The organism is Pseudarthrobacter sp. fls2-241-R2A-127, from assembly GCF_030209355.1.
Lineage (GTDB): Bacteria > Actinomycetota > Actinomycetes > Actinomycetales > Micrococcaceae > Arthrobacter.
The window spans coordinates 196,491-222,558 of record NZ_JARVSF010000009.1 but is presented as its reverse complement, the minus strand read 5'-3'; the positions used below and the strand labels follow the sequence as shown (position 1 = coordinate 222,558).

28 protein-coding genes and 1 tRNA gene are annotated in these 26,068 nt (G+C 65.5%); 13 read left to right on the top strand and 16 right to left on the bottom strand.

Annotated elements, in window-relative coordinates:
• Positions 1-55: 55 nt before the first annotated feature.
• Complete coding sequence (locus QRN53_RS07705) at positions 56-1,042, bottom strand: hypothetical protein (protein WP_285243424.1); 987 nt, start codon at positions 1,040-1,042, stop codon at positions 56-58.
• 155 nt (positions 1,043-1,197) lie between these two features.
• On the opposite strand from QRN53_RS07705, the gene QRN53_RS07700 reads away from it, so the two are divergent.
• The 3 genes from QRN53_RS07700 to QRN53_RS07690 all read left to right on the top strand — a co-directional run bounded on the left by QRN53_RS07700 (position 1,198) and on the right by QRN53_RS07690 (position 3,638).
• A complete protein-coding gene (locus QRN53_RS07700) occupies positions 1,198-1,743 on the top strand; it encodes a peptidylprolyl isomerase (RefSeq protein ID WP_285243423.1) in 546 nt (181 codons plus the stop codon).
• Positions 1,744-1,752: 9 nt separating this feature from the next.
• Complete coding sequence (locus tag QRN53_RS07695) at positions 1,753-2,631, top strand: rhomboid family intramembrane serine protease (protein WP_285243422.1); 879 nt, start codon at positions 1,753-1,755, stop codon at positions 2,629-2,631.
• 539 nt (positions 2,632-3,170) lie between these two features.
• Positions 3,171-3,638: a carboxymuconolactone decarboxylase family protein gene (locus QRN53_RS07690; RefSeq protein ID WP_285243421.1), complete on the top strand. Its 468-nt coding sequence runs from the start codon at positions 3,171-3,173 to the stop codon at positions 3,636-3,638.
• Between the two features lie 193 nt (positions 3,639-3,831).
• Here the strand turns inward: QRN53_RS07690 and QRN53_RS07685 are convergent, their stop codons facing one another.
• Together QRN53_RS07685 and QRN53_RS07680 are read right to left on the bottom strand one after the other, a co-directional pair.
• Positions 3,832-4,437 (bottom strand): DNA-3-methyladenine glycosylase I, encoded by a 606-nt coding sequence (locus QRN53_RS07685; RefSeq protein ID WP_285243517.1) that lies wholly within the window; start codon positions 4,435-4,437, stop codon positions 3,832-3,834.
• A gap of 31 nt (positions 4,438-4,468) precedes the next feature.
• The gene (locus tag QRN53_RS07680) at positions 4,469-4,720 is read right to left on the bottom strand and encodes a cell division protein CrgA (RefSeq protein WP_285243420.1); all 252 of its coding nucleotides are present in this window, start codon (positions 4,718-4,720) and stop codon (positions 4,469-4,471) included.
• Between the two features lie 173 nt (positions 4,721-4,893).
• Here QRN53_RS07680 and QRN53_RS07675 point away from each other — a divergent pair, with 173 nt between their 5' ends.
• From QRN53_RS07675 to QRN53_RS07665, 3 genes are read left to right on the top strand one after another with little or no spacing between them, the layout of a single operon-like run.
• Positions 4,894-5,688 carry a class E sortase gene (locus QRN53_RS07675; protein ID WP_285243419.1) on the top strand — a complete coding sequence of 265 codons (795 nt, stop codon included), beginning with the start codon at positions 4,894-4,896 and terminating at the stop codon, positions 5,686-5,688.
• Positions 5,685-5,861, top strand: coding sequence for a hypothetical protein (locus tag QRN53_RS07670; RefSeq protein ID WP_285243520.1), 177 nt, complete (start codon positions 5,685-5,687; stop codon positions 5,859-5,861). Before QRN53_RS07675 ends, QRN53_RS07670 begins: the two co-directional genes overlap by 4 nt.
• Complete coding sequence (locus tag QRN53_RS07665) at positions 5,858-6,499, top strand: aminodeoxychorismate/anthranilate synthase component II (protein ID WP_285243418.1); 642 nt, start codon at positions 5,858-5,860, stop codon at positions 6,497-6,499. The genes QRN53_RS07670 and QRN53_RS07665 overlap by 4 nt, the downstream gene beginning before the upstream one ends.
• 22 nt (positions 6,500-6,521) lie before the next feature.
• Here the strand turns inward: QRN53_RS07665 and pknB are convergent, their stop codons facing one another.
• The 7 genes from pknB to QRN53_RS07630 are packed head-to-tail and all read right to left on the bottom strand — an operon-like array spanning position 6,522 to position 15,987.
• Positions 6,522-8,468, bottom strand: coding sequence for a Stk1 family PASTA domain-containing Ser/Thr kinase (pknB, locus tag QRN53_RS07660; protein WP_285243417.1), 1,947 nt, complete (start codon positions 8,466-8,468; stop codon positions 6,522-6,524).
• Positions 8,469-8,483: 15 nt separating this feature from the next.
• Positions 8,484-10,205 (bottom strand): serine/threonine-protein kinase, encoded by a 1,722-nt coding sequence (locus tag QRN53_RS07655; RefSeq protein ID WP_285243416.1) that lies wholly within the window; start codon positions 10,203-10,205, stop codon positions 8,484-8,486.
• Complete coding sequence (locus QRN53_RS07650; protein ID WP_285243415.1) at positions 10,202-11,662, bottom strand: peptidoglycan D,D-transpeptidase FtsI family protein; 1,461 nt, start codon at positions 11,660-11,662, stop codon at positions 10,202-10,204. Before QRN53_RS07650 ends, QRN53_RS07655 begins: the two co-directional genes overlap by 4 nt.
• Complete coding sequence (locus QRN53_RS07645; protein ID WP_285243414.1) at positions 11,659-13,056, bottom strand: FtsW/RodA/SpoVE family cell cycle protein; 1,398 nt, start codon at positions 13,054-13,056, stop codon at positions 11,659-11,661. The genes QRN53_RS07650 and QRN53_RS07645 overlap by 4 nt, the downstream gene beginning before the upstream one ends.
• Positions 13,053-14,756 (bottom strand): PP2C family protein-serine/threonine phosphatase, encoded by a 1,704-nt coding sequence (locus tag QRN53_RS07640; RefSeq protein WP_502934829.1) that lies wholly within the window; start codon positions 14,754-14,756, stop codon positions 13,053-13,055. Before QRN53_RS07640 ends, QRN53_RS07645 begins: the two co-directional genes overlap by 4 nt.
• Positions 14,757-14,758: 2 nt before the next feature.
• Positions 14,759-15,241 carry an FHA domain-containing protein FhaB/FipA gene (locus QRN53_RS07635; RefSeq protein WP_285243413.1) on the bottom strand — a complete coding sequence of 161 codons (483 nt, stop codon included), beginning with the start codon at positions 15,239-15,241 and terminating at the stop codon, positions 14,759-14,761.
• Entirely contained in the window at positions 15,238-15,987 is a 750-nt protein-coding gene (locus QRN53_RS07630; RefSeq protein WP_285243412.1) for an FHA domain-containing protein, read from the bottom strand. The genes QRN53_RS07635 and QRN53_RS07630 overlap by 4 nt, the downstream gene beginning before the upstream one ends.
• A gap of 395 nt (positions 15,988-16,382) precedes the next feature.
• Between QRN53_RS07630 and QRN53_RS07625 the strand changes: the two genes are divergently transcribed.
• Positions 16,383-16,465, top strand: a tRNA-Leu gene (locus tag QRN53_RS07625).
• A gap of 159 nt (positions 16,466-16,624) precedes the next feature.
• On the opposite strand, the gene QRN53_RS07620 is transcribed toward QRN53_RS07625, so the two are convergent.
• On the bottom strand, positions 16,625-17,353 hold the full coding sequence (locus QRN53_RS07620) for a FadR/GntR family transcriptional regulator (RefSeq protein WP_285243411.1): 729 nt from the start codon (positions 17,351-17,353) through the stop codon (positions 16,625-16,627).
• A 9-nt stretch (positions 17,354-17,362) separates the two neighbouring features.
• Entirely contained in the window at positions 17,363-18,490 is a 1,128-nt protein-coding gene (locus QRN53_RS07615) for an L-talarate/galactarate dehydratase (protein ID WP_285243410.1), read from the bottom strand.
• Between the two features lie 154 nt (positions 18,491-18,644).
• Here QRN53_RS07615 and QRN53_RS07610 point away from each other — a divergent pair, with 154 nt between their 5' ends.
• Positions 18,645-19,574: an NADP-dependent oxidoreductase gene (locus QRN53_RS07610; protein ID WP_285243409.1), complete on the top strand. Its 930-nt coding sequence runs from the start codon at positions 18,645-18,647 to the stop codon at positions 19,572-19,574.
• A 15-nt stretch (positions 19,575-19,589) separates the two neighbouring features.
• On the opposite strand, the gene QRN53_RS07605 is transcribed toward QRN53_RS07610, so the two are convergent.
• Entirely contained in the window at positions 19,590-20,330 is a 741-nt protein-coding gene (locus QRN53_RS07605) for a TetR/AcrR family transcriptional regulator (RefSeq protein ID WP_285243408.1), read from the bottom strand.
• 108 nt (positions 20,331-20,438) lie between these two features.
• Between QRN53_RS07605 and QRN53_RS07600 the strand changes: the two genes are divergently transcribed.
• Positions 20,439-21,830 carry a flavin monoamine oxidase family protein gene (locus tag QRN53_RS07600; protein ID WP_350224161.1) on the top strand — a complete coding sequence of 464 codons (1,392 nt, stop codon included), beginning with the start codon at positions 20,439-20,441 and terminating at the stop codon, positions 21,828-21,830.
• 66 nt (positions 21,831-21,896) lie between these two features.
• Complete coding sequence (locus QRN53_RS07595; RefSeq protein ID WP_285243407.1) at positions 21,897-22,379, top strand: pyridoxamine 5'-phosphate oxidase family protein; 483 nt, start codon at positions 21,897-21,899, stop codon at positions 22,377-22,379.
• A gap of 21 nt (positions 22,380-22,400) precedes the next feature.
• Here the strand turns inward: QRN53_RS07595 and QRN53_RS07590 are convergent, their stop codons facing one another.
• A complete protein-coding gene (locus QRN53_RS07590) occupies positions 22,401-23,009 on the bottom strand; it encodes a DUF6919 domain-containing protein (RefSeq protein WP_285243406.1) in 609 nt (202 codons plus the stop codon).
• A gap of 60 nt (positions 23,010-23,069) precedes the next feature.
• Positions 23,070-23,696, bottom strand: coding sequence for a hypothetical protein (locus QRN53_RS07585; RefSeq protein WP_285243405.1), 627 nt, complete (start codon positions 23,694-23,696; stop codon positions 23,070-23,072).
• A 160-nt stretch (positions 23,697-23,856) separates the two neighbouring features.
• On the opposite strand from QRN53_RS07585, the gene QRN53_RS07580 reads away from it, so the two are divergent.
• Both QRN53_RS07580 and QRN53_RS07575 read left to right on the top strand, forming a co-directional pair.
• Positions 23,857-24,414 carry an NADPH-dependent FMN reductase gene (locus QRN53_RS07580; RefSeq protein WP_285243404.1) on the top strand — a complete coding sequence of 186 codons (558 nt, stop codon included), beginning with the start codon at positions 23,857-23,859 and terminating at the stop codon, positions 24,412-24,414.
• Positions 24,415-24,427: 13 nt separating this feature from the next.
• Positions 24,428-24,808 carry a VOC family protein gene (locus QRN53_RS07575; RefSeq protein ID WP_285243403.1) on the top strand — a complete coding sequence of 127 codons (381 nt, stop codon included), beginning with the start codon at positions 24,428-24,430 and terminating at the stop codon, positions 24,806-24,808.
• 3 nt (positions 24,809-24,811) lie between these two features.
• Here the strand turns inward: QRN53_RS07575 and QRN53_RS07570 are convergent, their stop codons facing one another.
• Positions 24,812-25,216 (bottom strand): DUF5997 family protein, encoded by a 405-nt coding sequence (locus tag QRN53_RS07570; RefSeq protein WP_285243402.1) that lies wholly within the window; start codon positions 25,214-25,216, stop codon positions 24,812-24,814.
• Between QRN53_RS07570 and QRN53_RS07565 the strand changes: the two genes are divergently transcribed.
• The gene (locus QRN53_RS07565; protein WP_285243401.1) at positions 25,179-26,000 is read left to right on the top strand and encodes a LysR substrate-binding domain-containing protein; all 822 of its coding nucleotides are present in this window, start codon (positions 25,179-25,181) and stop codon (positions 25,998-26,000) included. The two genes, QRN53_RS07570 and QRN53_RS07565, sit on opposite strands and share 38 nt — an antisense overlap.
• The last annotated feature ends 68 nt before the right edge of the window (positions 26,001-26,068 follow it).

Sequence of the window (26,068 nt, the reverse complement as noted above, 5' to 3'; positions counted from 1 at the left end):
GGGCACACAAAAGGGGCCCCGTCCGAAAACGGAGCCCCTGGCGCGTAACGACGGACTAGGCCTGGGTGGTTCCCTTGCCGTCGTTGCCGATGTTGGACGCGATGTTCTTGGTGGCCGTCTTGGCGTCCGTTGCCGCAGCGGATGCATCATCCGCAGCGTCGTCAGCCACGTGCTTGGCCTTGTCAGCGGCGTCTGCAGCCGTGTCCTTGACCGTCTCCGCGACGTCCGCTGCCTTGTCTGCGACGGCGGCGGCTGCGGAACCTGCGGCGTCTGCAGCCTTACCGGCGGCGTCCGCAACGTGCTCCTTGACCTCGCTGACGGTGGTGGCAGGCACCGGAGCAGGCGTGGGGGTCACCGGCGATGGAGTCTTCCAGGGGTCCTCCACGGGCTTGGAAGCCTTCCATGCGGCAACTCCGGCGGCCACTGCGGCGGCAATTACGCCAAAGACCAACCAGCCGCGCTTCTTCTTGGGCTCGGGCTGGGACAGCTGGATACCCACCGTGCGGCCGGCTTCGGTTGCGGCGGCCTTCAGCTGCGTACCCGTCGCCTGCGCCTGCTCCTGGATGGCATGCACGATTCCCGCATCGCCGAGTTTCTGGGCGACGGCGTCGACCCGGGCAGGTGCACCCTCAAGGGTGCGGTGCACGGCGTCCGAAGCCACACCGATCTGATCGGAGAGCTTGGGCAGGTAGTCCACCACCACGCGGTCACGTGCATTCAGGACCACCGGAGTGGCCTTGTCCAGGGCATCGTGCAGCTTGGGCGACGCGTTTTCCACCACATCGTTGATCTTGGGCGCCAGCTGGGCCAGACCATCCTGGATCCTGGGCGTCACTGTGGCAACGCCGTCGGCCAGGTTATGCGCCGCCGTCTTCAGGCCTTCCTGGATTTTGGGAGATGCGGTATCCAGGCTGTGCTGGAGCCGGGGAACAGCCCAATCCACCGCTGCTTCCACCCGGGGGGCCGCCCAATCCTTGGCATTTTCCACCGCACTGGTGACCGACTGCTCAAGGTCACGGGCAATACGATCCGATTTCTTCACAACTACCTCCCGATTAATGTGACGGTTCTGTCGCTAGCCTACGTGCCCGGATCACCCCGGGCTATTCACTCTGCGGATTTTTGGCTGATTTCACCCAGCGCGGAACTGCTGCCGGAGCCGTTGCCGCCCATAGGGGACATGGAAGAATGAGGCTTATGACTGCCATCGCAACTGCAAAAGCAACCATCCACACCAGCCTCGGCGACATCGTAGTTAACCTCTTCGGCAACCACGCGCCCAAGACGGTCAAGAACTTCGTAGGCCTTGCCACCGGCGAGCAGGCGTGGACCCACCCGGAAACCGGCGAGGACAAGACCGGCACTCCGCTGTACAACGGAACCATCTTCCACCGCATCATCAAGGACTTCATGGTCCAGGCCGGCGATCCCCTGGGCCGCGGAACCGGTGGCCCCGGCTACCGCTTCGATGACGAGATCCACCCGGAACTGAGCTTCAACCAGCCCTACAAGCTCGCCATGGCCAACGCCGGCATCCAGATGGGCAAGGGCACCAACGGTTCCCAGTTCTTCATCACCACCATTCCCACGGACTGGCTGCAGGGCAAGCACACCATCTTCGGTGAAGTGGCGGACGAGGACTCCAAGAAGGTCGTCGACGCTATCGAGGGTGTCCGCACCGGCATGGGCGACCGGCCGGTAGAGGATGTCACCATCAACAGCATCGACATCGAACAGCTCTAACACCACAGCATGAGTTACGGAATTCCGTCGGCCGAGCCGTCCGCGCAGGTTCCGGTCTGCCCCCGGCACCCGGACCGGCCCTCCTATGTGCGCTGCCAGCGCTGCGGCCGCCCGGCGTGCCCGGACTGCCAGCGGGCGGCCGCCGTCGGATTCCAGTGCGTTGACTGCGTCAACGAAACGCGACGGACCACGCCCGACGTAAGGACGGTCTACGGCGGGGCCGTGGCCACCGGAAGGCCGATGGTGACATTCGCCATCATTGCGGTCTGCGCGATCCTCCAGGTCCTGCAGTTCATCGTCCCCAATCAAGGCGTCTATCAGGCTCTGGCCTTTGCCAACATCTACGCGGAACCGAAGTACGGCGAGTTCGAACCATGGCGGATGCTCACCTCGGCATTCCTGCACTCGCCGGACAACCTCCTCCACATCCTGCTCAATATGTACACGCTGTGGATCTTTGGCCAGGCCCTGGAACCAGTGCTTGGCCGGGTTCGGTTCCTGGCGCTGTTCCTTGTCTCGGCATTCGGCGGTTCAGAGGGGTACCTCCTGCTCACCCCGCTCTACGTTCCCGGCCAGCAACTGTTTGGGGTGGTGGGGGCATCCGGAGCGATCTTCGGCCTCTTCGGTGCCATGCTGCTGGTGCAGCGCCAGCGGGGAGGCGATACCCGCCAGTTGTGGGTGCTGATCGCCATCAACGGAGTCATTGGATTCCTGGTCCCCGAGATCGCCTGGCAGGCGCACCTGGGCGGACTGATAACCGGCGGCCTGTCCGCAGCCGTCCTCGTTTACACTCCGCGGGGACCCCGGCAGGGCCTGATCCAGGCTGCAGGGCTGGCCGCGGTCGTGGTCCTGCTTGTGGCCCTGGCGTGGGCGCGGGTCACCCTGTAGCCCCCACGGTTTTCCTCCGTCACCTTGAATGCCCGGCACCTATGGTGCCGGGCATTTCTGTTTTCCACAGGCCTTATCCACAGTGTTGGTAACTTACATCGGTGTAGTTCAGATGCTGTTTCCCGTCCCTTGGCCCTCAGTTCCCCTCAGGGTCCAAGATACCCGGGTTTCTCCACATCTGTGGATAACCTGTGGGGACAGGGGTGTGCGTAAGTGGATAAACGGCTCATCGAAGGGCCCCGTGTGGATAATACCCCCAAAAGCGCCGGGGAGAGACCCCACGAGGGGCGTTTCAGGCACTTATCGACAGCGTTATGCACACTGTTAATAAGTAACAGCCCTGTAGTTTCCGGCACGGGAATTACCGCAGGACTAGGTCAGAGGGGCACAGAGGCCGTGATTTCCACGCCGTTACCCACAGTTGTGGATAACTTGTGGGTATCCGGATGTTGTTAAGTGCATAACCGGGGTCGTCGGACCCCTCCGTTCCTCCGCCTATGATGGTTCCCTGCCCAGCCGTTCGACCAAGAAGGACTCCCGTGAGCGTCACCGAGCACCTGTACCTGGACAAGCAGCACCCTGCCCTCTGGAGGGCGATCAGCGGCCTTGGACTGAAGGTTCAGGAAGCAGCGGAGGCCGCCGGACTGGGGCCGGGGTTGCTGGAGCTCCTCAACGTGCGGATCTCCCAGATCAACGGCTGCGCCTATTGCCTGGACCTGCACGTACGGAAGGCCACGGAGGCAGGCGAAACTTCCCAACGGCTCGCGTTGCTGCCCGCATGGCGGGAGACGGCCTTGTTCACGGACAAGGAACGCGCCGCACTGGCGTTGGTGGAAAGCATTACGGAACTTCCCGGGCAGGAGGCGCGGGAAAGGGACGAAGCGTATGCGCGGCAGTGCCTCACGGCCGATGAATTTTCCGCGGTGAGCTGGGTGGCCGTGACCATGAATGCCTTCAACCGGGTGTCGATCACCAGCCACCACCCTGTCAGGCGCAGCCGTCCGTAGCACGGGCTTGGCTGGATCACCGGTTATCCACAGGTATTCCACACTGTTAATAACCACATCTGCCGGGCAAATTTCTGCCCGGCAGGACGGCAGGGCGCAGAAGGAGGCCGCGGTTCAAGGGTGCGGCCGAGGTTATCCACACTGTGGATAACCTTGCCAACAGCTGGGGACAGCTGAAGCCGCCGGTGCAGGGCTAGTCGGTCCAGATCCCGGAGGAACCCCGCCGGTGGCTCGCCAGAAGGTGCGTGTCCACTATTCCCACGGCTTCCATCAGGGCGAACATAGTGGTGGGGCCAACGAACGAGAAGCCCCGCTTTCGCAGTGCCTTGGACAACGCCACCGACTCCGCCGACTGGGTGGGGATATCCGCGGCCACGCGGGGACGAGGGGTGCTCGCCGGGCGGAAACTCCAGACAAAATCAACCAGCCCGCCGTCGTTCCGGAGCTCCAAGGTGGCCCGGGCGTTCTTGACGGCGGCATGGATCTTCAGCCGGTTCCGGATGATGCCCGGATCCTGCATGAGCCGCTCCACGTCCGCATCACCGAACAAGGCCACAACGTCGGGATCGAACCCGGCAAAGGCGGCACGAAAGCCGGGACGCTTCCGCAGGATGGTGGCCCAGGAGAGCCCGGCCTGGAATCCCTCAAGGCAGATGCGTTCATAGAGGCCTTGCTCGTCAGTGACGGGCAGCCCCCACTCCTGGTCGTAGTAGGCGCGCATCAACGGATCGGTTGATGCCCACGCGGGCCGGGCCAGGCCGTCGTCGCCAATGATTACACCGGCGGAGTCGGGAGACAGCGGGATCCTCCTCGGAAGAAGTACGAACCCGTCAGGAACGCCAGCGGGTGGTCATCAGGAAGCCCACGATGGCAATGCCGAAGCCCGCCACGATGTTCCACGACTGCCACGCCTGGACCGGGAATCGTCCCTCACTGATGTAGAACGTGATGATCCAGAAGAGGCCAATGATCATGAGCCCGAACATCACCGGTTTGAACCACACCGGGTTGGGCTTGTAGGCCTCAGTGGAAGCCGGCTGGGCGGTGCTGGCGGTCTTCTTGCGAGGTTTCGACTCGGGCACTGGCTCTCCTTGGCAGGCTGGGCAAGCTCGGCGGCCCGGGCTTGATATCCTGCAGGAAGGAAATTGCCAGCGGTCAGCGCGATCTTGGTCAAATCTGGATTCTTACTAGCAGCCAATTCTAGCCGCAGTTGATGGGCACCCGGTGCCTGGGGTGGACGCCCGGAGGAGAATGCGTGGTATTGCAGGAGAAGGCCGGCCCCGTGGCCCCGCCCGCCCCCCGTGGCTCCCTGATGCGTGGAATCATCCAGGTCATCGGCGAACTGCTGATCACGGCCGGCATCATCCTCCTGCTCTTTGTGGCGTGGCAGCTGTGGTGGACCAATGTCGAATCCGACGCCAAACAGAGCCAGGTCATCAAGGAATTCGCCCAGGACCTCAGCACCGCCCCGCCCTCCCCGGCAGCAACGGCAGCAGCTACGCCGCCGGCCGGTGGTGACAGCTTCGGAAAACCCGTCGTAGGAACTGCCCCGGGCCACGCCGGCACGATCGGCATCATGTACATCCCCCGGTTCGGTGCCACCTACACCCGTCCGATCGTTCAGGGGACCAGCCAGGACGTGCTGGACACCCTGGGGCTGGGCCATTACACCAACACGGCCATGCCCGGTGCTGTCGGCAACTTTGCCGTGGCCGGCCACCGCCAGACGCACGGCGCGGTGCTGGACAACATCCACACGTTGGTTCCTGGGGACAAGATCTACGTCCAGACCAGGGATGGCTACTATGTCTACGTTTTCCGTAACAACCAGATCGTGCTGCCGTCCCGCACCGACGTCCTGGAACCGGTACCCACCCAGCCGGGTGTGGCACCCACGGAAAGTTACTTGACCATGACCAGCTGCAACCCCCGCTTCGGCGCCGAAGAACGCATCATCGCCTACGCACTGCTGGACAGTTGGCGTCCGGCGTCTGCCGGGCCGCCGGCTGAGATCGCGGCACAGGTTGCAGCCGCCACAGGGAAGGGATGACCGTGTACGCCTGGATTTTCCGCCACCTCCCCGGCCCGCTCTGGCTGAGGATCGCCTTCTCGTTGGTACTGATCGCCAGTGTCCTGGTATTGATGGTCCAGTTCCTCTTTCCCTGGATGTCCCACTTCACCCAATTCACCGACTCGACGATTGGTTCCGCAGACCAGCCATGACCACAACCAAGATCCTCGTAGTGGATAACTACGACAGCTTTGTCTATACCCTGGTGGGCTACCTCCAGGAGCTCGGCGCAGAAACCACAGTGGTCCGCAATGACGACGTCACCTTGGCCGAGGCGATAGAACTTGCCGGTGCCCGGGATGGCGTCCTGATCTCCCCGGGACCCGGCAATCCTGCGGAGGCAGGGGTCTGCATCGAGCTGATCAAGTGGTGCGGTGAACACAATGTTCCGATGTTCGGCGTGTGCCTGGGCCACCAGGCGCTGGCGGAAGCGTTCGGCGGTACGGTCACCCACGCCCCGGAGCTGATGCACGGCAAGACCTCGCAGGTGGAGCACAGCGGCACCAGCGTGTTCGCCGGCCTCCCCTCCCCCGTTACGGCCACCCGCTACCATTCGCTGGCAGCGGTCCGGGAATCCATACCCGATGTCCTGGAGGTCACCGCGCAGACCGCTTCCGGGGTGGTCATGGGATTGCAGCACAAGACCGCACCGCTCTGCGGCGTCCAGTTCCATCCCGAATCGGTCCTCACCGAGGGCGGGTACCAGATGCTTGGCAACTGGCTCGAGTCCCTGGGCATGAAGGGCGCCGCCGCGCGTGCGGCGAAGCTAAGCCCGCTCATCCAGCACTAGCCGGGCCGGCCGGGCGGCGGGGTCAGCCCTTCTTCGTGGGCTTTGGCGTTGGCGTGTCCGTGGGGGTCGGAGTCGGAGTTGGCGACGGTGCCGGGGCGGGAGCCTTGGCAACAACCACCGTGATGGTCTTGCCCTGCTCGACGGCGGCGTTGACGGGATCGCTTTGATCCGTCACCTTGCCCGGCTCCACCTGGGAGTTCTCCACCTCGACCACCAGGGGCACCAAGCTGATCGCCTTCAGCGCGGCCTCGGCCTCTTCGCGTGAAAGGCCCCGCAGTTCCGGTACCACCACCTTGCCCGTGGACACCACCAGCTCGACGCTGGTGCCCACGCCGACGCTCTGCCCCGGGGCCGGATTCGACGTAATGACAATCCCGGCCGGCACCGTGGCGCTGTTGGCCGTCGTGGTCGACGCAGCACCCACCAAGCCCACCTGGCGTAGGATGTCCCGTGCGGCAGCCTCGGTCTTGCCCGGGAGGTTGTCGGGAATCTTCACGGCGCTTGGCCCATCGGAGACGTTGAGGACCACCTCGGCACCTGGATCCATTGACGCCCCCGCCGACGGGTCGGTGCCGATGGCCGTTCCCTTGGCAACGGTATCGTTCTGCATCCTGGTGATCTTGGGGCGCAGGTTCGCGTTGTACAGCGCCTGCAACGCCGCGCTCTCCGTCATGGCCGCCACCGACGGAATCTGCACCTTGGCCACGGTTGCCGGCCGGTTGACCGTTTCGTAAAGCCACAGGCCGGCACCGGCAAGCACCAGCAGGGTGAAGATCACCAGGGTGGCAATCCACGCACGACGACGAGACTTCTGCCGCCTGCTGGGCTCACGTTCCGGAGGGAGGCCGAGCGGAAGCGGCTCAGCCGCCGTGTGCGCGTCCGCCACTTCCAGCGGACCGGCCGGGCCGGCGTCGTGGTACAGGCCGGCGGCAGCCAGCCGTCCGGTGGGAGCGTCGTCAAGGAAGCTTGCGCCCGTTGCCGTGAAAGCCTCGGTGCGCGGCTGGGCTTCCGGAACGTGGTCGTGGGGGTCCGTGGGCGCCTCAGACGCCGCCACGGCGGGAATGGCCACGCCGGCCTTCGCTGCCCGCAGGGCGCGCCGGAAGGCTGCGGCATCCTGGAACCTGTCGTCGCGGTTCTTCTGCAGGGCCTTGGCGATGACCGTATCCAAGGCGGGGGAAACATCAGGGTTCAGGCTGCTGGGTGGCTCGGCAATTTCCCGGACGTGCTGGTACGCCACGGATACCGGACTGTCCCCGACGAACGGCGGCCGGGAGGTCAGCATTTCATAAAGCAGGCACGCGGCCGAGTAGAGATCGCTGCGGGCGTCCACGGTCTCGCCCCTGGCCTGTTCCGGAGACAGGTACTGCGCCGTGCCGACCACGGCCTGGGTCTGGGTCATGGTGGCGGAGGAATCAGCGATGGCCCGGGCAATGCCGAAGTCCATCACCTTCACCGAATTGGTTCCCGGGCAGTACATCACGTTGGCCGGTTTGATGTCCCGGTGGACGATCCCGGCCTTGTGGCTGTATTCCAGCGCCCCCAGGACGCCCAGACAGTAATCGATGGCGTGATCGATGGTCAATTCCTTGGCGCGGATCATATCGCGCAGCGTCTTGCCCTCAACGAATTCCATCACGATGTAGGGCACCCGCACGTCCTCGGCTGAGCCATCGTGGACCAGGTGTTCGCCGGTATCGAAGATGGCAACGATGGCGGGGTGGTTCAGGGCAGCGACCGCCTGGGCCTCACGCTTGAACCGTGCCTGGAACTGGGGGTCCCGGGCCATGTCCGGACGAAGCAGCTTGATGGCCACCGTCCTGCCGAGGCGGGTATCGGTTCCCCGGTAGACGTCGGCCATGCCGCCTCGGCCAATGAGGTTGCCCAGCTCGTACCGGCCGCTCAGGACACGCCGGTTATCCACCGGGAGGTTGTCCTCCCGGTGCAACGGTGTGCGTGATGACTCATTCACTGGTGGTCCCGGCGGTCAGGGAGTACAGGTTGGTGGCGTTCCGGGCGTTTGGCCGGCCGCACAAGTTGGCAGCGGTGAGATGGGAGTCGGTCCCGCCACCGGCGAGGTGGTGGGCGCGGGCGTCGGGGCCGCCGAGGTGGGGGCCGGTTTCGGAGCCGTGGCGTAGATGACGGTGATGAGCGAACCCTTGGGCACGGTTCCGGTGGGGTTGAGCTCCAAAACAGTTCCCGGTGTTGCGGTGCTCTCCTGCGGCAGGACCGTCACCTGGAGTCCCAGGCCTGCCAGGGATGACTGGACCTGGCGGTAATCCTTGCCCAGGTAAGCCGCTGGGATCACGTTGACTGTGTCCTGGGTGGGCGTGGGGGTGGGGGTCGGTGTGCTGCGGGTCTGTGTGGGAGTAGCCGACGGCGTGGTGCGGGTGGCCGACGGAGAAGGACTGCTGCTGGCGCTGGTGCTGGCACTGCTGCTGGTGCCGGAGGTGGGGTTGCCGGCGGGCGAGAAGAGGCCCACCTGGTTCAGCAGGAAACCCACCAAGGCAAACAGGAGCAGCAGGATCAAGGCGACCAAAGGCCAGGTCCAGGGGCTGCGGCCCTTGCGCCGGGGCTCGTCGGCGGGGCCGTCGTCGTACGTCTCCTCCTGCTGGTCCCAGTTCCGCTCAGCCGCCAGGGCGTTGGTGCGGGCGAGCGGCCCCTGCGGGCCCCCCGCGGCGGCTGCGCCTGCGCCTGCGGCCATCCCCGCCGCGGCACCGGCGGCCCCGGCGCCGAGGACCGGCAACGCCGAGGTGGCGGTGGGAGCGGAATCACGCTGCCCGCCGATCACTCCGGTGGGTGCTGTCGCAGTGTCCACGGGAGCGGTGATAGGTCCGGTCCCGGCATCGAACAGCAGCATGCCCGGCACGGCGGCGCGTGCTGCGTTGATGTCGCCGTTCCGGATGGCTTCCGCGGCTTCGGCCAGCTTGATGGCGTTGGCCGGGCGGTTCTTGGGATCCTTGGCCAGCATGGACATCAGCAGGGCGCGCACGGGCGTGGGCAGGGTCTCCGAAAGCGGTGGCGGAGCATCGTTCACCTGCGCCAGTGCGATGGCAATTTGTGATTCGCCCGTAAAGGGACGGTGCCCGCTGAGGCATTCGTACCCGATGACGCCAAGGGAGTAGATATCCGAGGAACCGGTAGCGGTTTGGCCGGTGGCCTGCTCCGGTGCCAGGTATTGCGCCGTCCCCATGACCTGCCCGGTCTGGGTGAGCGGAACCTGGTCGGCGAGGCGGGCGATCCCGAAGTCCGTGACCTTGACCCGTCCGTCAGGGGTAATCAGGAGGTTACCGGGCTTGACGTCGCGGTGGACCAGCCCCTGGGCGTGCGCAACGGCCAGCGCGCGGGCGGTCTGGGCGATGATCGAGAGCGTACGGTCCGGGGACAGCACCTGCTCGTGCTCGATGATGCTGCTCAGCGGCTGCCCGGGGACCAGTTCCATGACCAGGTAGGCCGAGCCCTCTTCTTCCCCGTAGTCAAAGACGTTGGCGATGCCCACGTGGTTCAGGAGGGCGGTGTGGCGGGCCTCCGCACGGAAACGCTGGAGGAAGCCCGGGTCACCGGTGTACTCCTCCTTCAGCACCTTGATGGCGACAATACGGCCCAGGACGAGGTCTTTGGCTTTCCAGACTTCCCCCATGCCGCCGATCGCAATCCGCGTGGTCAGCTGGAATCTGCCGCCGAGGGTGATTCCTGTTGTAGGCCTCACTTATTCAACACCGCCTCAAAAATCTTCTTCGCGTTGGGACTGGTCAGCCTTGCTCCCGCGTAGATGTCTACGCCTTCCATGACGATCGTGACGCTGACCTTTGGGTTGTCAGCGGGCGCGAACCCGGTGAACCACGAGTTGTTGGTTCCATTTCCGAGTTCGGCGGTGCCGGTCTTGCCGGCGACCTGTACGCCGGGGACAGCGGCACCCTTGGCAATACCGTCAGTAACCACGCTGGTCATCCAGTCGGTGATTTGCTTGGAGATCTCCGGGGTAGTGGACGTCCTGAGCTGTGCCGGCTGTGGTTCGTCAATGACGCGCAGGTCCGGGGACCGCAAAGTCTTGACCAGGCTGGGCGCCATCTGGACCCCGCCGTTGGCGATGGCGTTCGTCATCATGTTGACCTGCAGCGGCGTGACCCGGACATCCTTCTGGCCGATGGCGGACTGGGCCAGCCCAGGAGCGTCCAGTTTGTCGGGGAAGCCATTTCCTGTTGCGTGGCCCAGCTTCAGCAGACCCCCAACATCTTCACCGAACCCGAACTTCTTGTACTGCGCGGCGATCGCGTCGCGGCCAAGGTCCAGGGCGATGCTGGCGAACGGAGTATTGCAGGACTGCTGCAGCGCGAAGGCGAAGCTCGCGCTGTCCTTGGTGTAGCAGTTGCCGCCGGCGTAGTTGGGCAGTTTGTACTGGATGCCGTCGAACGGCATTTCCGCGGGGTTGGGCAGCACGCTGTCCTTGTTGTACTTCCCCGAGGCAAGCGCGGCCGCCGTGTCCACGAGCTTGAAGACGGATCCCGGGGCGAGCAGCTCGCCGGTGGGGCCGCTGACGTTCTGGTTCAGGTTAATGCCCGGCACCTTGACCAGTTCGTTGATGTTGGTGCTTTCAGCCGTGGGATCCTGCGTTGCCACCAGGTTCGGGTTGTAGGACGGCTTGGACGCCATGGCAAGGATGGCGCCGGTCTTGGGATTGGTGACCACGATCGAGCCGCGCTGGCCGTCGGGGATGAGGCTGTAGGCCAGCTGCTGGATCTGGGGGTCGATGGTCAGTTCCACCGACGCGCCCTTGGGCTGGTTGCCGAGGAAAAGCTGGCCCACGCGGTCCAGGAAGAGCTGGTCCGAGTTGCCGGCCAGTTCAGAACCCATGGACTGCTCCAGCCCGGTGGCGCCGTAGTGCTGGGAGAAATAGCCGGTCAGCCCCGCGTACAGCTCAGGCTGGGTGTAGGTGCGCTGGAATTTGCAGGTTTCCGAGTTGCTCTCCACTGACTCCGCCACCGGAGTCCCGCCCACAATGATCGACCCCCGGTCATTGCAGTAGGTCTGGAGGATGGCGCGCTTGTTCCACGGGTTGTCTTTGAGTTCGTCGGCGCCCACCACCTGCACGTAGCTGATGGCGCCGAAGAGCAGCGCGAACATTGCGATGGCTGCGACCCAGGAGTGCCTGATTGCCTGGTTCATGAGTGCTTCACCGCCTCTGTAGGAGTATCAATGCCTGTGGATTCGGACCCGGCCGACGGGGGCAGCGGCGTGGTATCCACCGGCCCCCGGGCCGTATGCGAGATCATCAGGAGCAGCCCGACAATGATCCAGTTGGCCAGCAGCGACGAGCCTCCCGCAGCCAGGAACGGCGTGGTGAGGCCGGTCAGCGGGATGAGCCGCGTGACGCCTCCGATCACCACGAAGCACTGGAGTGCCACCGCGAAGGACAGCCCGCAGGCCAGCAGTTTTCCAAAGGCGTCCCGGGTTCCCAGGGCTGCCCGGAATCCGCGGGTGAACAGCAGCAGGTACATCAGGACCACCGCGAAGAGTCCAATCAGGCCCAGCTCCTCGCCCAAGGAGGCGATGATCATGTCGCTGTTGGCGAAGGGCACCAGGTCGGGGCGGCCCTGGCCAAGTCCTGTTCCCACAAGGCCGCCGTTGGCCATGCCGAAGAGGCCCTCGACGATTTGGAAGCTGCCGCCGTACTGCCGTCCGTAGACCTCGTCGGTGAAGGCGTTCAGCCAGCCGTCGATCCGCAGCCCCACGTGGGAGATGAGCTGGGACGCTATGAGGCCGCCGCCCAGGAGGAGTGCCATACCGATGACAACCCAGCTGATCCGGCTGGTGGCCACGTAGATCATGACGATGAACAGCCCGAAGAAGAGGACGGAGGAACCGAGGTCGCTCTGGAAGACGAGGACGCCGATGCTCACCAGCCAGGCGGCGATCATGGGGCCGAGGTCCTTGAAGCGCGGGAACTGCATCGGCCCCACCTTGCGCCCTGCCAGCAGGATGAGGTCCCGGTTGGAGGAAAGATAACCGGCGAAGAAGATGGCAAGGGTGATCTTTGCGATTTCGCCGGGCTGGAAGGTCATGGGACCGATCCGGATCCATACGCGGGCGCCGAGGATCTCGCCTGCGCTGATGCCTGGAATCAGCGGAAGCACCAGTAGGACGGCACTGGCCGCCAGCGAAATGAACGTGAACCGGCGCAATACCCTGTGGTCCTTGAGGAACCAGATGACGGCGATGGCCACCGCCATGGCGATCAGCGTCCAGCGGAGCTGGTTGTTCCCCGTATCGCCGCCGGGAGGGTCCAGCCGGTGGATCATGGCCAGGCCCAGGCCGTTCAGGGCAACCACCAAGGGAAGTATTACCGGATCGGCATATTTGGCACGGAAGCGCAGCACGCCGTGGAAGGCCAGGGAAGCAGCGGCCAGGAGGCTTGACTGGAACCAGAAATCGGAATCGAAGGCCTTCTGCTGGTCCACGCCCACCAGCATGTTGGCGCCGATGCCCACCGTCAGTGCCAGCAGCAGCAGGAGGAGCTCAACATTGCGCCGTGGCTTGGGGGCGGTGTTGACCTGGCTCATTTGGCCCCCTGGCAGGTGATGGTGGGTGTGGGTGAAGGCGAAGGTGACGGTGCCGTCGGTGCGGGCGCGGGAGCGGGGGTTCCCGATGCCGGCGGGGGAGCCGCGCTGTCGGTTGGTGCGGGCGGCGTGGCGGATGCGGACTGCTTGGGGCATTCCTCTTCCGGGGAGGTGCTGCCCGTCAGCTCCAGGTTCTTGACGATCCGCTGGGCGTCGTAGAGGTCGTTGGCCGGCACCGTTTGGCGGACGCGCTGCTGCGAAAAGGGCGGCAGGGAATCCATCCGGATATCCGTGACGGCTTCGAGGGAGGACAGCTGGATGGGGCCCAGCCGCTGGGAAACTCCGTTGTAGATGGCCACCCGTGAATCGAACTCGCCCACGTAATAACGGGTCTGCGTCCAGGCATAGCCCAGCCAAAGGCCAATCGCCACTACCACCAGCACGGCAGCCGCAACGGACCACGCAACCCAGCGGCGGGGACGAAGCGGAGCAAGGGTGTCCGCGGTGTCGCTGGCCGGTTCAGCCTTGTGGGTGAGGAGCGTTGCTGCGCGCCTGGCCACGGTGCGGCCGGCCACCGTGGGAATGGATCCCGACTCCGCGGCGGAGAAAGCTGCACCCACCAGTTCATGCGGGCGGGAGGCGAGTTCGTCGCGGAGGACCTCGGCGGACAGGTGTTCGCCCAGGTGTGGGTCCGTGCTGTTTGGTTCAGCGGAACTTGGCTCCTGGTCCGTGGCGTCGCCGCCGGCGGACTCAGTGGACGTGGAGGCCTCCGTGGCGTCCCCGGCGCCGGTATCCGCGGGGGCGGCCGCCTGCCTGGCTTTGTCCGAAGCGGGCGGGGCCGGCGCGGTGGCGCCTCCGGCAGCTGTCGCGGCAGCGGGCTTGCTGCCCGGCGGCGGCATGATGATCTCGACGGCGGCCGTGCTGACGTCGTCGGGCGTTTCCGGAACGATGTCCAGCACCACCACCGTGACGTTGTCCGGGGAACCGGCCTCAAGGGTCAGGTCAACCAGGGTTTCAGCGCATTCGCCCAGGTCCTTGGTTTCCCTGATGGTCCGTTCCACGGCATGCCCTGCAACATAGTTCAGGCCGTCCGAACAGAGCAGCCAGCGGTCGCCCTGCCGTGCTTCCAGGGTGTCCAGGTCCAGTTCGGGGCTGGCGTCGACATCGCCCAGGACACGCATCAGGACGTTCTTGTGCGGGTGGGTTTCCGCTTCCTCGGGCCGGAGGCGGCCTTCGTCGATCAGCCGCTGGACAAAAGTGTGGTCGACGCTGATCTGCTTGAATTCGCCGTCACGGAGCCGGTAGGCGCGGGAATCGCCAATGTGGGCGAAGTGCAGCTTTCCCCCGGCCAGCAGGAGGGCTGTGACGGTGGTGCCCATTCCTGCGAGCTTGGGGTTGATGTGTACAAGCTCGGAGAGCAGGGAGTTGGCGGTCTGGATTTCGTCGGCGAGGATGGTGCCGGCATCGTCGCCGTAGTCCGGCCGGTCCAGGTGGATCATGTCCAGGACGGTGGCGGCGGAGGCGACGTCACCACCGGCATGGCCCCCCATGCCATCGGCGACCACTGCGAGGTGGCGGCCCGCGTAGGCGGAGTCGTCATTCTTGGAACGGATCCGGCCCACGTCCGAGCGCGCTGCGTAGCGCATGATGAGGGGCCGCTCCGCCGGATGGGATCCGGGTGCGGGCTTGTCAGTAACGGCCACGGTTACGGCCTCAATTCAATGACCGTCTTGCCGATTCTCACGGGTACCCCTGGCTCAACCGGCAAGGCGCGGGTCAGTTGCTGGTCTCCCAGGTACGTTCCATTGGTGGAGCCGAGATCTTCGATGAACCACCGGCTGCCCTGCGGGAACAGCCTGGCGTGGCGGCCCGACGCGTAGTCGTCCTCCAGGACCAGGGTGGCTTCCTGGGCGCGTCCCAGCAGGATGGGGCTGGCTGCCAAGGGAAGGGTTTTGCCCTTGAGGGGTCCTTCCACTACCACCAGTTGCCGGGCCTGCTGCTTAACGGGCTGCTGCGGCGGCTCGGCCAGTTCAGGGTTTCGGCGGACCTGCCGTGCCGTGGGGGCGCCGGCTGCTGCCTTGCGTCCCACCATGAGGTCACGGCGCATGGCCGAGACGATGCTGAAGATGAGCACCCAGAGGAGGAGCAGGAATCCGAACCGCAGCGCGGTGATGGTGAGGTCGCTCATGCGCGGCCACCCGGGTTGGCAGGAAGCAGGCGGAAGATAATCTTTGTCCGTCCCATCGTGATGGTGGAGCCGTCCGTGAGCTCGGTGCTGCCGGAAACCCTCTGCCCGTTGACGTAGCTGCCATTGGTGGACCCAAGGTCCACCGCGATCGTTACGCCGTTGGCCGTGCTGATTTCGAGGTGGCGCCGTGAGACTCCCGTGTCTTCGATGTGGATATCTGCCTCGGAGGACCGGCCCAGGATGATGGACGGCGCGTTCAGTGAATAGCGCTGTCCGTCGATATCGAGCACCGGCTGGAGCCTGGCCGGCTGCCGGCTTGGTGCTGCCGGAACATTGGGCCGCGCCTGGGCGGGTGCCGAAGCCGCCGAGCCTTGGGATTTTTCGGTGGACGAAGCGATCTCGAAGTCACCGGCGCGAAGCTCGGCGTCCCGGCGAAAGGAAATCCTGACAGGCCCTTGGAGGATATAGCCCTGGCTCCGGACGTGGTTGATGACAACGTCGCAGAGTTCCTCGGCGAGGGGAGTGCCCCACTCCTGTGCCCGCCGGAAATCCTCATCACTGAGCTGGACGTCGAAAACGTTGGGTACCAGTGTGCGGCCGGCCGCCACGGTCAGTGCCTTGTGGTCCACCTCGCGGCGGAGCCTGCTGGCGATCTCCACGGGCTCGACCTGGGCCTTGGAGCCGGTGGAGAAGACACCGCGGACGGCCTTTTCAATGCCGCGTTCGACCCTGTCAAGCAGACCCATGGTTCTTCTCCTTTCCCCCCGGTCCCGGGGCAGTGGTTGTTCCTGACCAGCACCTGCAGTGCAGTGCGCCGCATTCGGGGGTGCCCGCCGGCGGCAGTCACTCCTGTATCCGATACTACTGGCCAGCCCTGTGAATGACCTTAATCCACAACGGCCGGGCGCCGGCAAAAGTTCGTCCCCACAACGCCGCGGCCCTGGCGCCGCCCCGGCTTTCGGCGGCTTCCCCGGCCGGTTCCAGCCCTGTTTTTGTCCTGCCGCCAACCTGATCCGAGGTGGCGGAAACGGGCGCCCGGGGGCCAATTGGTAATTTGCCGCATGTGTCCGTTATGCTTGATCTCGCTGCTTTTACGAGGTGCAGGAACGGAAAACCGGGCCGGCTGAGTGGAAGAAGTTGCGCGCGAGTGGCGGAACGGCAGACGCGCTGGCTTCAGGTGCCAGTGTCCGAAAGGGCGTGGGGGTTCAAATCCCCCCTCGCGCACGCAAATATAAGAGCCCCGGTCTTGGACCGGGGCTCTTTTGCGTTCCCCATAAAGTGGGCATCGCCCCTCTTTTGCGCCCCGTCCGGACTTTCCACCCCCGCGTCCGCGGGTGTCCCGTCCGGATGAGGGTGTCCTGCGGCCTGCCCCCGCGAAGACGGTTAAAGGCCGACGGCGGGGGGCACCTGGGTGGACGGGCGCGCGGAAGCCTTGAACCGGCGTCGTGAATTGGCCAGGTGGCTCCGCATGGCGGCCGCCGCGGCAGCCTCGTCACCATCCGCGATGGCCTCAAGGATGGAGCGGTGCTCCAGTACCACCTGGTCGAAATGGTCCCGCGCATAGTGCTCGACGCCGGTCATCAGGCGGGTGCGCGGCATCGCAATCATGGTCTGGCCAAGCGCGGCCAGGCAATCGGAGTAATAAGGGTTGCCGGAGGCCGCCGCCACAGCCCGGTGGAATTCGAAGTCCGACTTCATGGCGTGGGCCGGGTGGTCCGAATTTTCGGTAAAGGCTTCCAGTGCAGTGCCCAGGGCCCGCAACTGCCTGTCAGTGCGGTTGCGGGCGGCCAGCGCCGCGGCCTCGGCCTCCACTCCCATGCGGAATTCCAGCAAGTGGAGCCTGTCCTCGGTGCTGGCCACGGGACGGCCGCCCGGCATGGCCGGCGGAGCGTCCGAGGGCGGCGTGAGGGCGAAGCTGCCCCGTCCCCGTTCGGTTTCCACGAGTCCCTCCGCCTGCAACCGGGTCAGCGCTGCGCGGACCACCGTGCGGCTGACGCCGAAGTCGCTGATGAGCGTGTTCTCGCTGGGCAGCTTCTCACCCGGCTGGATGACGCCGTCGACGATGCGGGTGCGAAGGTCAGCGGCGAGATCCGCGGTGAGGTTCCGGCTCATGGGTCAAGGTTACGCGCCGAATTCCACGCTCTCGGTGGTCCACGCGCGCGCCTGGTCGCTGAGGGTGACGCCGAGGCCGGGGCGGTCCGGAACGATCATCCGGCCGTCCTTGGTCTCCAGGCGCTCGTTGAACAGCGGATCCAGCCAGTCGAAGTGTTCCACCCAGGGCTCCCGGGGGTAGGCCGCTGCGAGGTGGAGGTGGATTTCCATGGCGAAGTGCGGGGCAAGGCCCAGGCCGCGTTCGTCAGCCAGTGCGGCGAGGCGCAGGAACTGGGTGATGCCGCCGACGCGCGGGGCATCGGGCTGGATGATGTCGCAGCCGTTGGCGGCGATGAGGCCCTTGTGCTCGGCGACGGAGGCGAGCATTTCACCGGTGGCGATGGGCGTGTCCAGGACCTGTGCCAGGTGGGCGTGGCCGTCGAAGTCGTAGGCGTCCAGCGGTTCCTCGATCCAGGCGAGATCGAAGTCCTCCAGGCGGCGCCCCATGCGCAGTGCCGTGGTGCGGTCCCACTGCTGGTTGGCGTCCACCATCAGCGGCACGTCGGGCCCGATGTGCTCGCGGATGCCGGCGACCCGGCGCAGGTCCTCCTTGCTGTCCGGCAGGCCTACCTTGATCTTGATGCCGCCGATTCCTTCCTCGATGGACCATGTGGCCCGTTCCTTGACTTCCTCGAGGGTGGCGTTGAGGAAGCCTCCGGACGTGTTGTAGGTCCGCACCGAGTCGCGGTAGGAGCCCAGGAGTTTCGCCAAGGGCAGCCCTGCGCGTTTTGCCTTCAGGTCGTACAGGGCGATGTCGACGGCGGCCAGGGCCTGGGTGGCGACGCCGGAGCGGCCCACGGAGGCGCCGGCCCACAGGAGTTTGGTGTAAATCCTGGCGATGTCATTGGGGTCCTCGCCGATCAGGCCCTCGGCGACCTCTTTTGCGTGGGCGTACTGGGCCGGCCCGCCGGCCCGCTTGGAGTAGCTGAAGCCGATGCCCGCATGCCCGAGTTCCGTGGTGATCTCGGCGAAAAGGAAGACTACCTCGGTCATGGGCTTCTGCCGTCCGGTGAAGACCTTGGCGTCACTGATGGGAACGGTGAGGGGCAGGCGCGCGGTGGACAGCTTGACGTGCCGGATCAGGTCGACGGTACTCATTGAATCTCCTCTGGGCGTGGCTGGGCTCCATCGCCCGCCTCCTTAGGATATAAGTGGTCTACTTGTATTACAAGTAGTGTTCTGGACCTGTAGCGTTCACCACTTCCGGGCTGCGGCCGGAATAGCTCCGGCCCGGGACGCTGTTGAAGCAGCAATGAAGGCAATTACGTACAGCGAATATGGCAGCCCCGACGTCCTTGAGCTCACCGAGCAGCCTCTGCCGAAAGTGGGGCCGGGAATGGTCCTGGTTAAGGTGAAGGCAGCTGCGGTCAATCCGGTGGACTGGAAGATCATGGCAGGTTACCTGGACGCCGCCATGGACCTGCAGTTCCCGGCGATTCCCGGATGGGATGTGGCGGGCGTGGTGGAATCGGTGGGCATTGACGCACCGCAGTTCAAGCCCGGCGACGAAGTGATCGCGTATGGGCGGAAGGACTATGTCCACGGCGGCAGCTTCGCCGAATACATTGCGCTGCCCGAAAGGCTCCTGGCCCGGAAGCCCGCCGCCCTTGACTGGAACGGGTCCGCAGGGCTTCCGCTGGCTGGTCTGACTGCCTACCAGGTGCTGAACCGCCTTGGCCTCAGCTCCGGGGAGACCGTCCTGATCCACGGCGGCGCCGGTGGCGTGGGATCCCTGGGGATCCAGATTGCCGTGGCGCTGGGTGCCGAGGTCATCGCCACCGCTTCGGAAAAGAACCACGATTTCCTCCGCTCACTGGGTGCGCACCCCGTCACGTACGGGGACGGCCTGGCGGACCGGGTCCGGTCCCTCCGTCCCGACGGGGTAGATGTGGTTGCCGATTTCGTCGGCGGCAACCTGGCGGCCACCCTCGCGGTCCTTGCGGACGGCGGGCGTCACGCCTCGATCGCCGACAGTGACGTTGAGGAGCATGGCGGCACCTGGATGTGGGTAAATCCCATTGGTGCCCAGCTTCAGGAACTCGCGGACCTGGTGGATGAGAGGAAGATGCGGGTGGAGGTTGCCGAGGTGTTCCCGTTGGATCAGGCGGCGGATGCCTTCCGGCTCAACATGTCCGGACATACCCGGGGCAAGATCGTCGTGTCGGTGGACCACACCGCCTGAGTCCCGGAGCGGCCGCTACTTCCTGATGGCCCCGAAGCCTGCAATCAGCGCTTCGAGCCCAAGGTGGAAGGCGGTGTCGGCCGGGCGGCCCCGTTCCTGCCCGGCCGGCGCATCCTGTCCTGATGCCGAACTTCGCACGGCGGCCGTGAAATAGGGCGTGGATTCCGCCATTGAACCGGCATCGAAGATGTCCTCGGGCGCGGTGACGTCGTAGGCGGATCCAAAGATAAAGGACTCCAGTGCCACGATGGACGGAATGATCCGGTCCTGGGGGAACCCGGCGTCGGAAAATCCCTTGCTGACGGTCTCGTACATGGCGAGCGTCTGCGGTGCGTCCGTCACCGGCAGGACGGCGATGACGGGAATCAGCGGGGTGTGCTCGGCAAAGACGTCCCGGTAGCTCCAGGCCCAGGCCCGGACGGCGTCTTCCCAACTGTCGCTGCCAAATCCGGACACGTCCACCAGTGACATCAGGTGGTCCTCCACCAGGAGCAGCACGTCCTGCTTGGATGCCACGTGGTTGTAGAGGGCGGACGGCGCCACGTCGAGCACCTTGGCGAGGGCCGCCATGGTCAGCCCGTCATAGCCTTTACGGCTGACCAGCTTCAGTGCGGCCGCCGTAATCCCTGCCTTGTCCAGCACTGCCGCCGACGGCCTGCCTGCGCGCCTCCTCTGCGCGCCCCCGCTGGTCGCGGTGCGTCCCTGTGCGGCTGATACTGCCGGCATTGCTGCCCTTTCGTTGGTGGTCTCCAGCATTATTCCATCCGGTACTTCCGCTCCCGGCGGCAGGCGGTTATAGTTTAAATAAATGAATGCCATTCATTTAGTGGTTTCCGTCACCAGGGAAACCGAAGAGAGGACATCATGCTGAACCTGAACCGCGACGTCGTGGTCGTTGGAGCCGGGCCGTCCGGACTCACCGCCGCCCGTGAACTGAAGAAGGCCGGCCTCACCGTCGCCGTGCTCGAGGCCCGCGACCGCGTGGGCGGCCGCACCTGGACGGACACCGTGGACGGCGCCATGCTCGAGATTGGCGGTCAGTGGGTTTCCCCGGACCAGACCGCCCTCCTGGAACTGCTCCAGGAACTGAACCTGGAAACCTACCCGCGCTACCGCGACGGCGAGTCCATCTACATCGGCGCGGACGGCACGCCCGTGCGCTACACCGGTGACACCTTCCCCGTGGACGCGGACACCGCCGTCGAAATGGACCGACTGGTGGCCCTGCTGGACGGCCTGGCCGCCGAAATCGGCGCCACGGAGCCGTGGGCGCACCCGAAGGCCCGCGAGCTGGACACCGTCTCCTTCCATCACTGGCTGCGGCAAAATTCGGCCAACGAGGAAGCCTGCAAGAACATCGGCCTCTTCATCGCAGGCGGCATGCTGACCAAGCCGGCACACGCTTTCTCCGCCCTGCAGGCGGTTTTGATGGCGGCCTCCGCCGGCTCATTCACGCACCTGACGGACGAGGACTTCATCCTGGACCGCCGCGTGGTGGGCGGGATGCAGCAGGTTTCCCTGCTCCAGGCCCGGGAACTGGGCGACGACGTCGTCCTGGACTCCCCGGTGCGCACCATTGCGTGGGAGTCGGACGCCGACGGCGGGCACCGCGTGAGCGTCGAGTCGGACCGCGCCACTGTCAACGCCCGGTTTGTGATCATGGCCGTGCCGCCCAACCTCTACTCCCGCGTCTCCTTCAACCCGCCGCTTCCGCGCCGCCAGCATCAGATGCACCAGCACCAGTCCCTGGGCCTGGTCATCAAGGTCCACGCCGTCTACGCGACGCCGTTCTGGCGGGATAAAGGGCTCTCCGGCACCGGCTTCGGTGCGGATGCGCTGGTCCAGGAGGTGTACGACAACACCAACCACGGAGATTCCCGCGGTACCCTGGTGGGCTTTGTTTCCGACGAAAAGGCCGACGCCGTCTTCGAGCTCAGTGCCGAGGACCGCAAGCGCGCCATCCTGGAGTCCATTGCCGGATTCCTCGGCGCCGAGGCCCTGGCTCCCGAGGTCTACTACGAATCCGACTGGGGTTCGGAGGAATGGACCCGGGGCGCCTACGCTGCGAGCTACGACCTGGGCGGCCTGCACCGTTACGGCAAGGACCAGCTGGCTCCCGTGGGTCCGATCTACTGGTCTTCCTCGGACCTGGCCGCGGAGGGCTACCAGCATGTTGACGGGGCTGTCCGCATGGGCCGGCTGACCGCCGCGCGCATCGCCGAGGTCGCGAAGGTTCCGGTCGCCGCCGGCTGGTAAATAAGCATGCTTACTAATAGGCTGGCGGCGGGGAGCGTCCCCGACTTCAGACGAACGAGGTGAGGCATGACTGACGCCCAGAGCATCAGCAAGGTTACTGAGATCATCAACGATGCCAGGATCGGGATGGTTACCACCATCAACGAAGACGGCGCCCTCGTCAGCCGGCCGCTGGCAGTCCAGGAGGTCATGGACGACGGCGACATGTGGTTCTTCACGGGCCTGGGCACCTCGCAGGTTGCGCACGTCCGGGCAGATCCGCGCGTCAACGTCGCCTTTGGCAAGAAGACCGAATGGGTTTCCGTGGCCGGTACCGCCGAGGTGGTCACAGACCGGGCCAAGATCCATGAAATGTGGAACCAAGTTGTCGAAGCATGGTTCCCGGACGGCCCGGACACCCCCGAGGTGTGCCTCCTTCGGGTCGAATCGGACTCCGCGGAGTACTGGACCAGCCCGGGTGGCACGGCGGCCACCGTACTGCAGTGGGTCAAGTCGAAGGTCACCAACAGCCGGATGAGCGTTGGCGAGAGCGGAACCGTGGAACTCTAGCAGTGCCAGGGGGCGGGGCGGCTACGGCTGCTCCGCCCTTTTCAGTGCCTGCAGGACGGCGGGCAGCAGCACGTCATTGCGGCCCCACAGCGGGTCCAGGATTTCCACGTACCAGGAATCCGCGAGGAGCAGGGCCAGGGCATCGTTGGTTTCTCCTGCCCAGTCCCGGATCTGGTCCTCCGCCACGGGATTTTCGCTGGAGCCCAGCACTGTGGTGACGTCCGATCCGGCAAGGGTCACGGGGATGGCTGCGCTGCTTGCCTCGCCAGGTGCATGCGCCACGGTCACCAGTTCGGTGCGGGTGGATAGAGCCAGCAGTTCACCGGCGGTGGCGGCACTGCAGAATCCGGTGACGTATTCCCGCTGCGCGGCGGCGCCGTCCTGGATGCCGGGCTGGGATTCCTTGGTGAAAAGCCCATGCCGGTTGAGTTCGGCCAAGGCTGCGGCAATGGGCCTGGTCTCGTCGTCGGAGCCTGGCGCAAAGTGTCCGGGCTGGTAGGAACTGCCGCCTTCAAGCCACCGGGCCGTCAGTTCCCCGGCGGCTTCCAGGGTGGTGGCTTGGCGCCAGACTCCGCGGTCCTCCAGCAGCCGTCCGAACTTGTCATGGACCGGCACTTCCTCAGGCTTCATCCTCGGATGCTATCGCCGGTGCTGCGGCCCGATCCACCGCTCCCGACACAGCAGTTAACGTCAGCCGGCCTGGTCGGCCGGCTGACGGGGCGGAATTCCAGCCGCCCGTTCGGCCGCCGCCAAGGTTGCCGCCAGGCTTCCGACGGCATCCGGGTACGTGGTATGCGCGGAGGTGCGCATCTGGTCCGCCGTCCGCATCGCCTTGATCAGTGCAGAGGTCTCAGGCAGGCGCACATCGGTCAGTCCGGGGTAGTCGATGGTGCTGGCCGGATCGAGTTCATAGCGGCGCCAGCGGAGCAGCAGTTCGTCGTGGCGCGCCGTGGCGGCCTGATGCGCGGAGAGCTGCCGCCGGTGCTCACGGCGTGCCGACTGCCACGCCAGGTACCGGGGGGTGCCGTGGTGGGCGGCAATTCCCGCGGCAACGGCCGCTCCTGCCAAGACAAGCCCGGACCACGGGGACACCATCGCAGGGATGATCAAGGCCGGAAGTGCTGCGCACGAGCCCAGGAAGACGTCCCAAAACAGCTGGTCCGGCACCTCCGCCGCGCCGTCCCTGCGGCCCAGCGTCCGCCTCCGCACGGCAAAAACCGTTGCGGCTACGCTGCAAACCAGGACCGGGCCGCCCAACAGGACCGCCCATGCACCTTGATGCAGACCTTGGAACAGGAATTCGGCCACGGCTGACATTTTGCACCTCCAGCGCCCCAGGCCATGGGCGGAACGCCCGGGCTGGTCATTCCATTGCACCCTCTTCCGGGCACAGCGTCAATGGCGCCCGGCGCCGGAATAAACGGCGAGCAGCGGTGTTGTCCCGTGGGGGAGTACCGCGCAGGCAAGGAGGCGGACCATGGTCAGGATCGCAGTGGTGGCAGGCAGTACTCGGCCGGGGCGACGGGGCCGGGAGGTGGCGGACTGGGTGCTCAGGCGCGCGGCGGAGCACGGCGGCGCCGAATTCGGGATGCTGGACGTGGCCGACTACGATCTTCCGCTCATGGACGAGCCGCTGCCGCCTTCCCGGGGCAGGTACCAGCATGACCACACGAAGCGGTGGGCCGCGGCGGTCAAGGATTTCGACGGGTACATCTTTGTCACCGCTGAATACAACCATTCGGTTCCCGCGGCCCTGAAGAATGCCTTGGACTACCTCTATGCCGAATGGAACAACAAGGCAGCGGCGTTCGTCAGCTACGGCAGCGCCGGTGGTGTCCGGGCGGTGGAAAACCTGCGGCTGATCGCCGGCGAGCTGCAGATGGCCGACGTTCGGGCCCAGGTGGCGCTAACGTTTGCCGCGGACTTCCGGGACTACACCGCCTTTACACCCTCCGAAGGCGCCGAACAGGCGCTCCAGCGGCTCTTTGGCCAGATCATTCCCTGGTCCACCGCACTGCAAACGCTCAGGACATGAGTACCGTGGACCCATGCGTATCAAAATGTGCAGCATCCACGTCCAGGATCCCGCCGCCGCCCATGCCTTCTATACCGGGACCTTGGGATTCGACACGCTCATGGCCATGCCTGAGTACAACCTCTACATCATCAAGGATCCCGGAGCGGACGACAGTTCCACGGGCCTGCTCCTGGAGCCCAGCGACAACCCGATCGGCGCGGACTACATGAATGCCATACGGGAGGCAGGCCTGCCCGCCATCGTCTTCGGGGTCCCGGACGTCCAGGCCGAATTCGAACGGCTGACGGCGGCCGGTGTCAGCTTCAAGACCCCGCCTACCACGGATCCGTTCGGCACCAGCGCCGTGTTCGACGACGGCTGCGGCAACTACATCCAGATCCACCAGGACTGAGGGCTACCGGGCCTGCGTGCGGTCCTTCTTGGCCTGCTTCTTGGCGGCCTCATCCTTGACCCGCTGGGCCTCGGCGCGGACGGATGCGTGCGTGGAGCGCTCGGTGACCAGCCACTGCGGCGGCGCCTGCAGCAGTGCGGTGATTTCCGCCGTCGTGAGCGCGTCCTCCACGCCGCCGCGGGCCAGGCCGCTGATGGACACGTTCAGCTTCTGGGCCACCACGGGGCGGGGGTGCGGTCCGTTGCGGCGGAGCTCGGCGAGCCACTCCGGCGGGTTGGCCTGAAGTTCGGCGAATTCCTCGCGGGTGATGGTTGAATCCTGGAACTCCTGCGGCGCGGCAGGCAGGTAGATGCCAAGTTTCTTGGCAACGGTGGCCGGCTTCATGGACTGGGAGTTTGCAGAGGTCATGCTTCAAGGGTATCCGGGCGGCGGGTACTGTGAAGACGTGCCCGCCGACAATACCCCTGCCCCCGACGCCCCCGATGCCATTGCCGGGGACGAGCCGCGGATTCTCCGCATTTCCTACGTGGCAGGAGTGACGCCCGGTAAATGGATCCGCCGGTGGGAGGAGCGGATGCAGGATATTCCGCTGCGGGCATTCATGGTCGACGACGGCGACCAGCTTGGGGTGCTCCGTGACGGTAGGGCGGACATGGCCTTCGTCCGCCTTCCGGTGGAGCGGGAAGGGCTCAGCGTCATCCCGTTGTATGAGGAGCAGCCCGTGGTGGTGGCTCCCAAAGGCCACGAGATCTCCGTGTTCGAGGATGTGGCGCTGGCCGACCTGGAGCAGGAATCGATCCTCGATGTGGCCGCATTGGGCGGACCGGAGGCGGCACTCCAGGTGGTTGCCGCCGGTGCCGGCCTGGTGATCCTCCCCATGCCGGTGGCGCGCCATCTCAACGTCAAAGACACTGTGGCGCGGCGGCTGACGGGGGCGGACGGAACGGAAATCGCGCTGGCGTGGCCCGCCGAAGCCACGGACGAGGTCCTCGAGGAGTTTATCGGGATAGTGCGTGGCCGTACCGCCCAGAGTTCGCGGCAGCCCTCTGCCAAGCTGGTCAAGGAAAAGAAGGATCCCAAACCGGACTGGCGGGGAACCGGCACCAAAAAGGCTCCCAAAGTGGCCCAGCGCTACGCCCCCAACCCGGATAAGGGCCGGGGCCGGGGCTCGCGGAAAAAGGGCAAAAAATAACCTGGTCCGGGTTCGGCTGCAGATGAATACTAAGTCTACTTGCGAATATGTTGCTAAGCATGCTTATT

Bases quoted from the DNA above. Each gene is read 5' to 3' on its own strand.
- QRN53_RS07575 (WP_285243403.1), top strand. From the start codon at position 24,428: ATGCGTATCAAAATGTGCAGCATCCACGTCCAGGATCCCGCCGCCGCC.
- QRN53_RS07580 (WP_285243404.1), top strand. From the start codon at position 23,857: ATGGTCAGGATCGCAGTGGTGGCAGGCAGTACTCGGCCGGGGCGACGG.
- QRN53_RS07670 (WP_285243520.1), top strand. From the start codon at position 5,685: ATGACCGTGTACGCCTGGATTTTCCGCCACCTCCCCGGCCCGCTCTGG.
- QRN53_RS07595 (WP_285243407.1), top strand. From the start codon at position 21,897: ATGACTGACGCCCAGAGCATCAGCAAGGTTACTGAGATCATCAACGAT.
- QRN53_RS07585 (WP_285243405.1), bottom strand. From the start codon at position 23,696: ATGTCAGCCGTGGCCGAATTCCTGTTCCAAGGTCTGCATCAAGGTGCA.
- QRN53_RS07635 (WP_285243413.1), bottom strand. From the start codon at position 15,241: ATGAGCGACCTCACCATCACCGCGCTGCGGTTCGGATTCCTGCTCCTC.
- QRN53_RS07605 (WP_285243408.1), bottom strand. From the start codon at position 20,330: ATGCTGGAGACCACCAACGAAAGGGCAGCAATGCCGGCAGTATCAGCC.
- QRN53_RS07645 (WP_285243414.1), bottom strand. From the start codon at position 13,056: ATGAGCCAGGTCAACACCGCCCCCAAGCCACGGCGCAATGTTGAGCTC.
- QRN53_RS07615 (WP_285243410.1), bottom strand. From the start codon at position 18,490: ATGAGTACCGTCGACCTGATCCGGCACGTCAAGCTGTCCACCGCGCGC.
- QRN53_RS07590 (WP_285243406.1), bottom strand. From the start codon at position 23,009: ATGAAGCCTGAGGAAGTGCCGGTCCATGACAAGTTCGGACGGCTGCTG.
- QRN53_RS07695 (WP_285243422.1), top strand. From the start codon at position 1,753: ATGAGTTACGGAATTCCGTCGGCCGAGCCGTCCGCGCAGGTTCCGGTC.
- QRN53_RS07620 (WP_285243411.1), bottom strand. From the start codon at position 17,353: ATGAGCCGGAACCTCACCGCGGATCTCGCCGCTGACCTTCGCACCCGC.
- QRN53_RS07600 (WP_350224161.1), top strand. From the start codon at position 20,439: ATGCTGAACCTGAACCGCGACGTCGTGGTCGTTGGAGCCGGGCCGTCC.
- QRN53_RS07630 (WP_285243412.1), bottom strand. From the start codon at position 15,987: ATGGGTCTGCTTGACAGGGTCGAACGCGGCATTGAAAAGGCCGTCCGC.
- QRN53_RS07570 (WP_285243402.1), bottom strand. From the start codon at position 25,216: ATGACCTCTGCAAACTCCCAGTCCATGAAGCCGGCCACCGTTGCCAAG.
- QRN53_RS07610 (WP_285243409.1), top strand. From the start codon at position 18,645: ATGAAGGCAATTACGTACAGCGAATATGGCAGCCCCGACGTCCTTGAG.
- QRN53_RS07700 (WP_285243423.1), top strand. From the start codon at position 1,198: ATGACTGCCATCGCAACTGCAAAAGCAACCATCCACACCAGCCTCGGC.
- QRN53_RS07665 (WP_285243418.1), top strand. From the start codon at position 5,858: ATGACCACAACCAAGATCCTCGTAGTGGATAACTACGACAGCTTTGTC.
- QRN53_RS07650 (WP_285243415.1), bottom strand. From the start codon at position 11,662: ATGAACCAGGCAATCAGGCACTCCTGGGTCGCAGCCATCGCAATGTTC.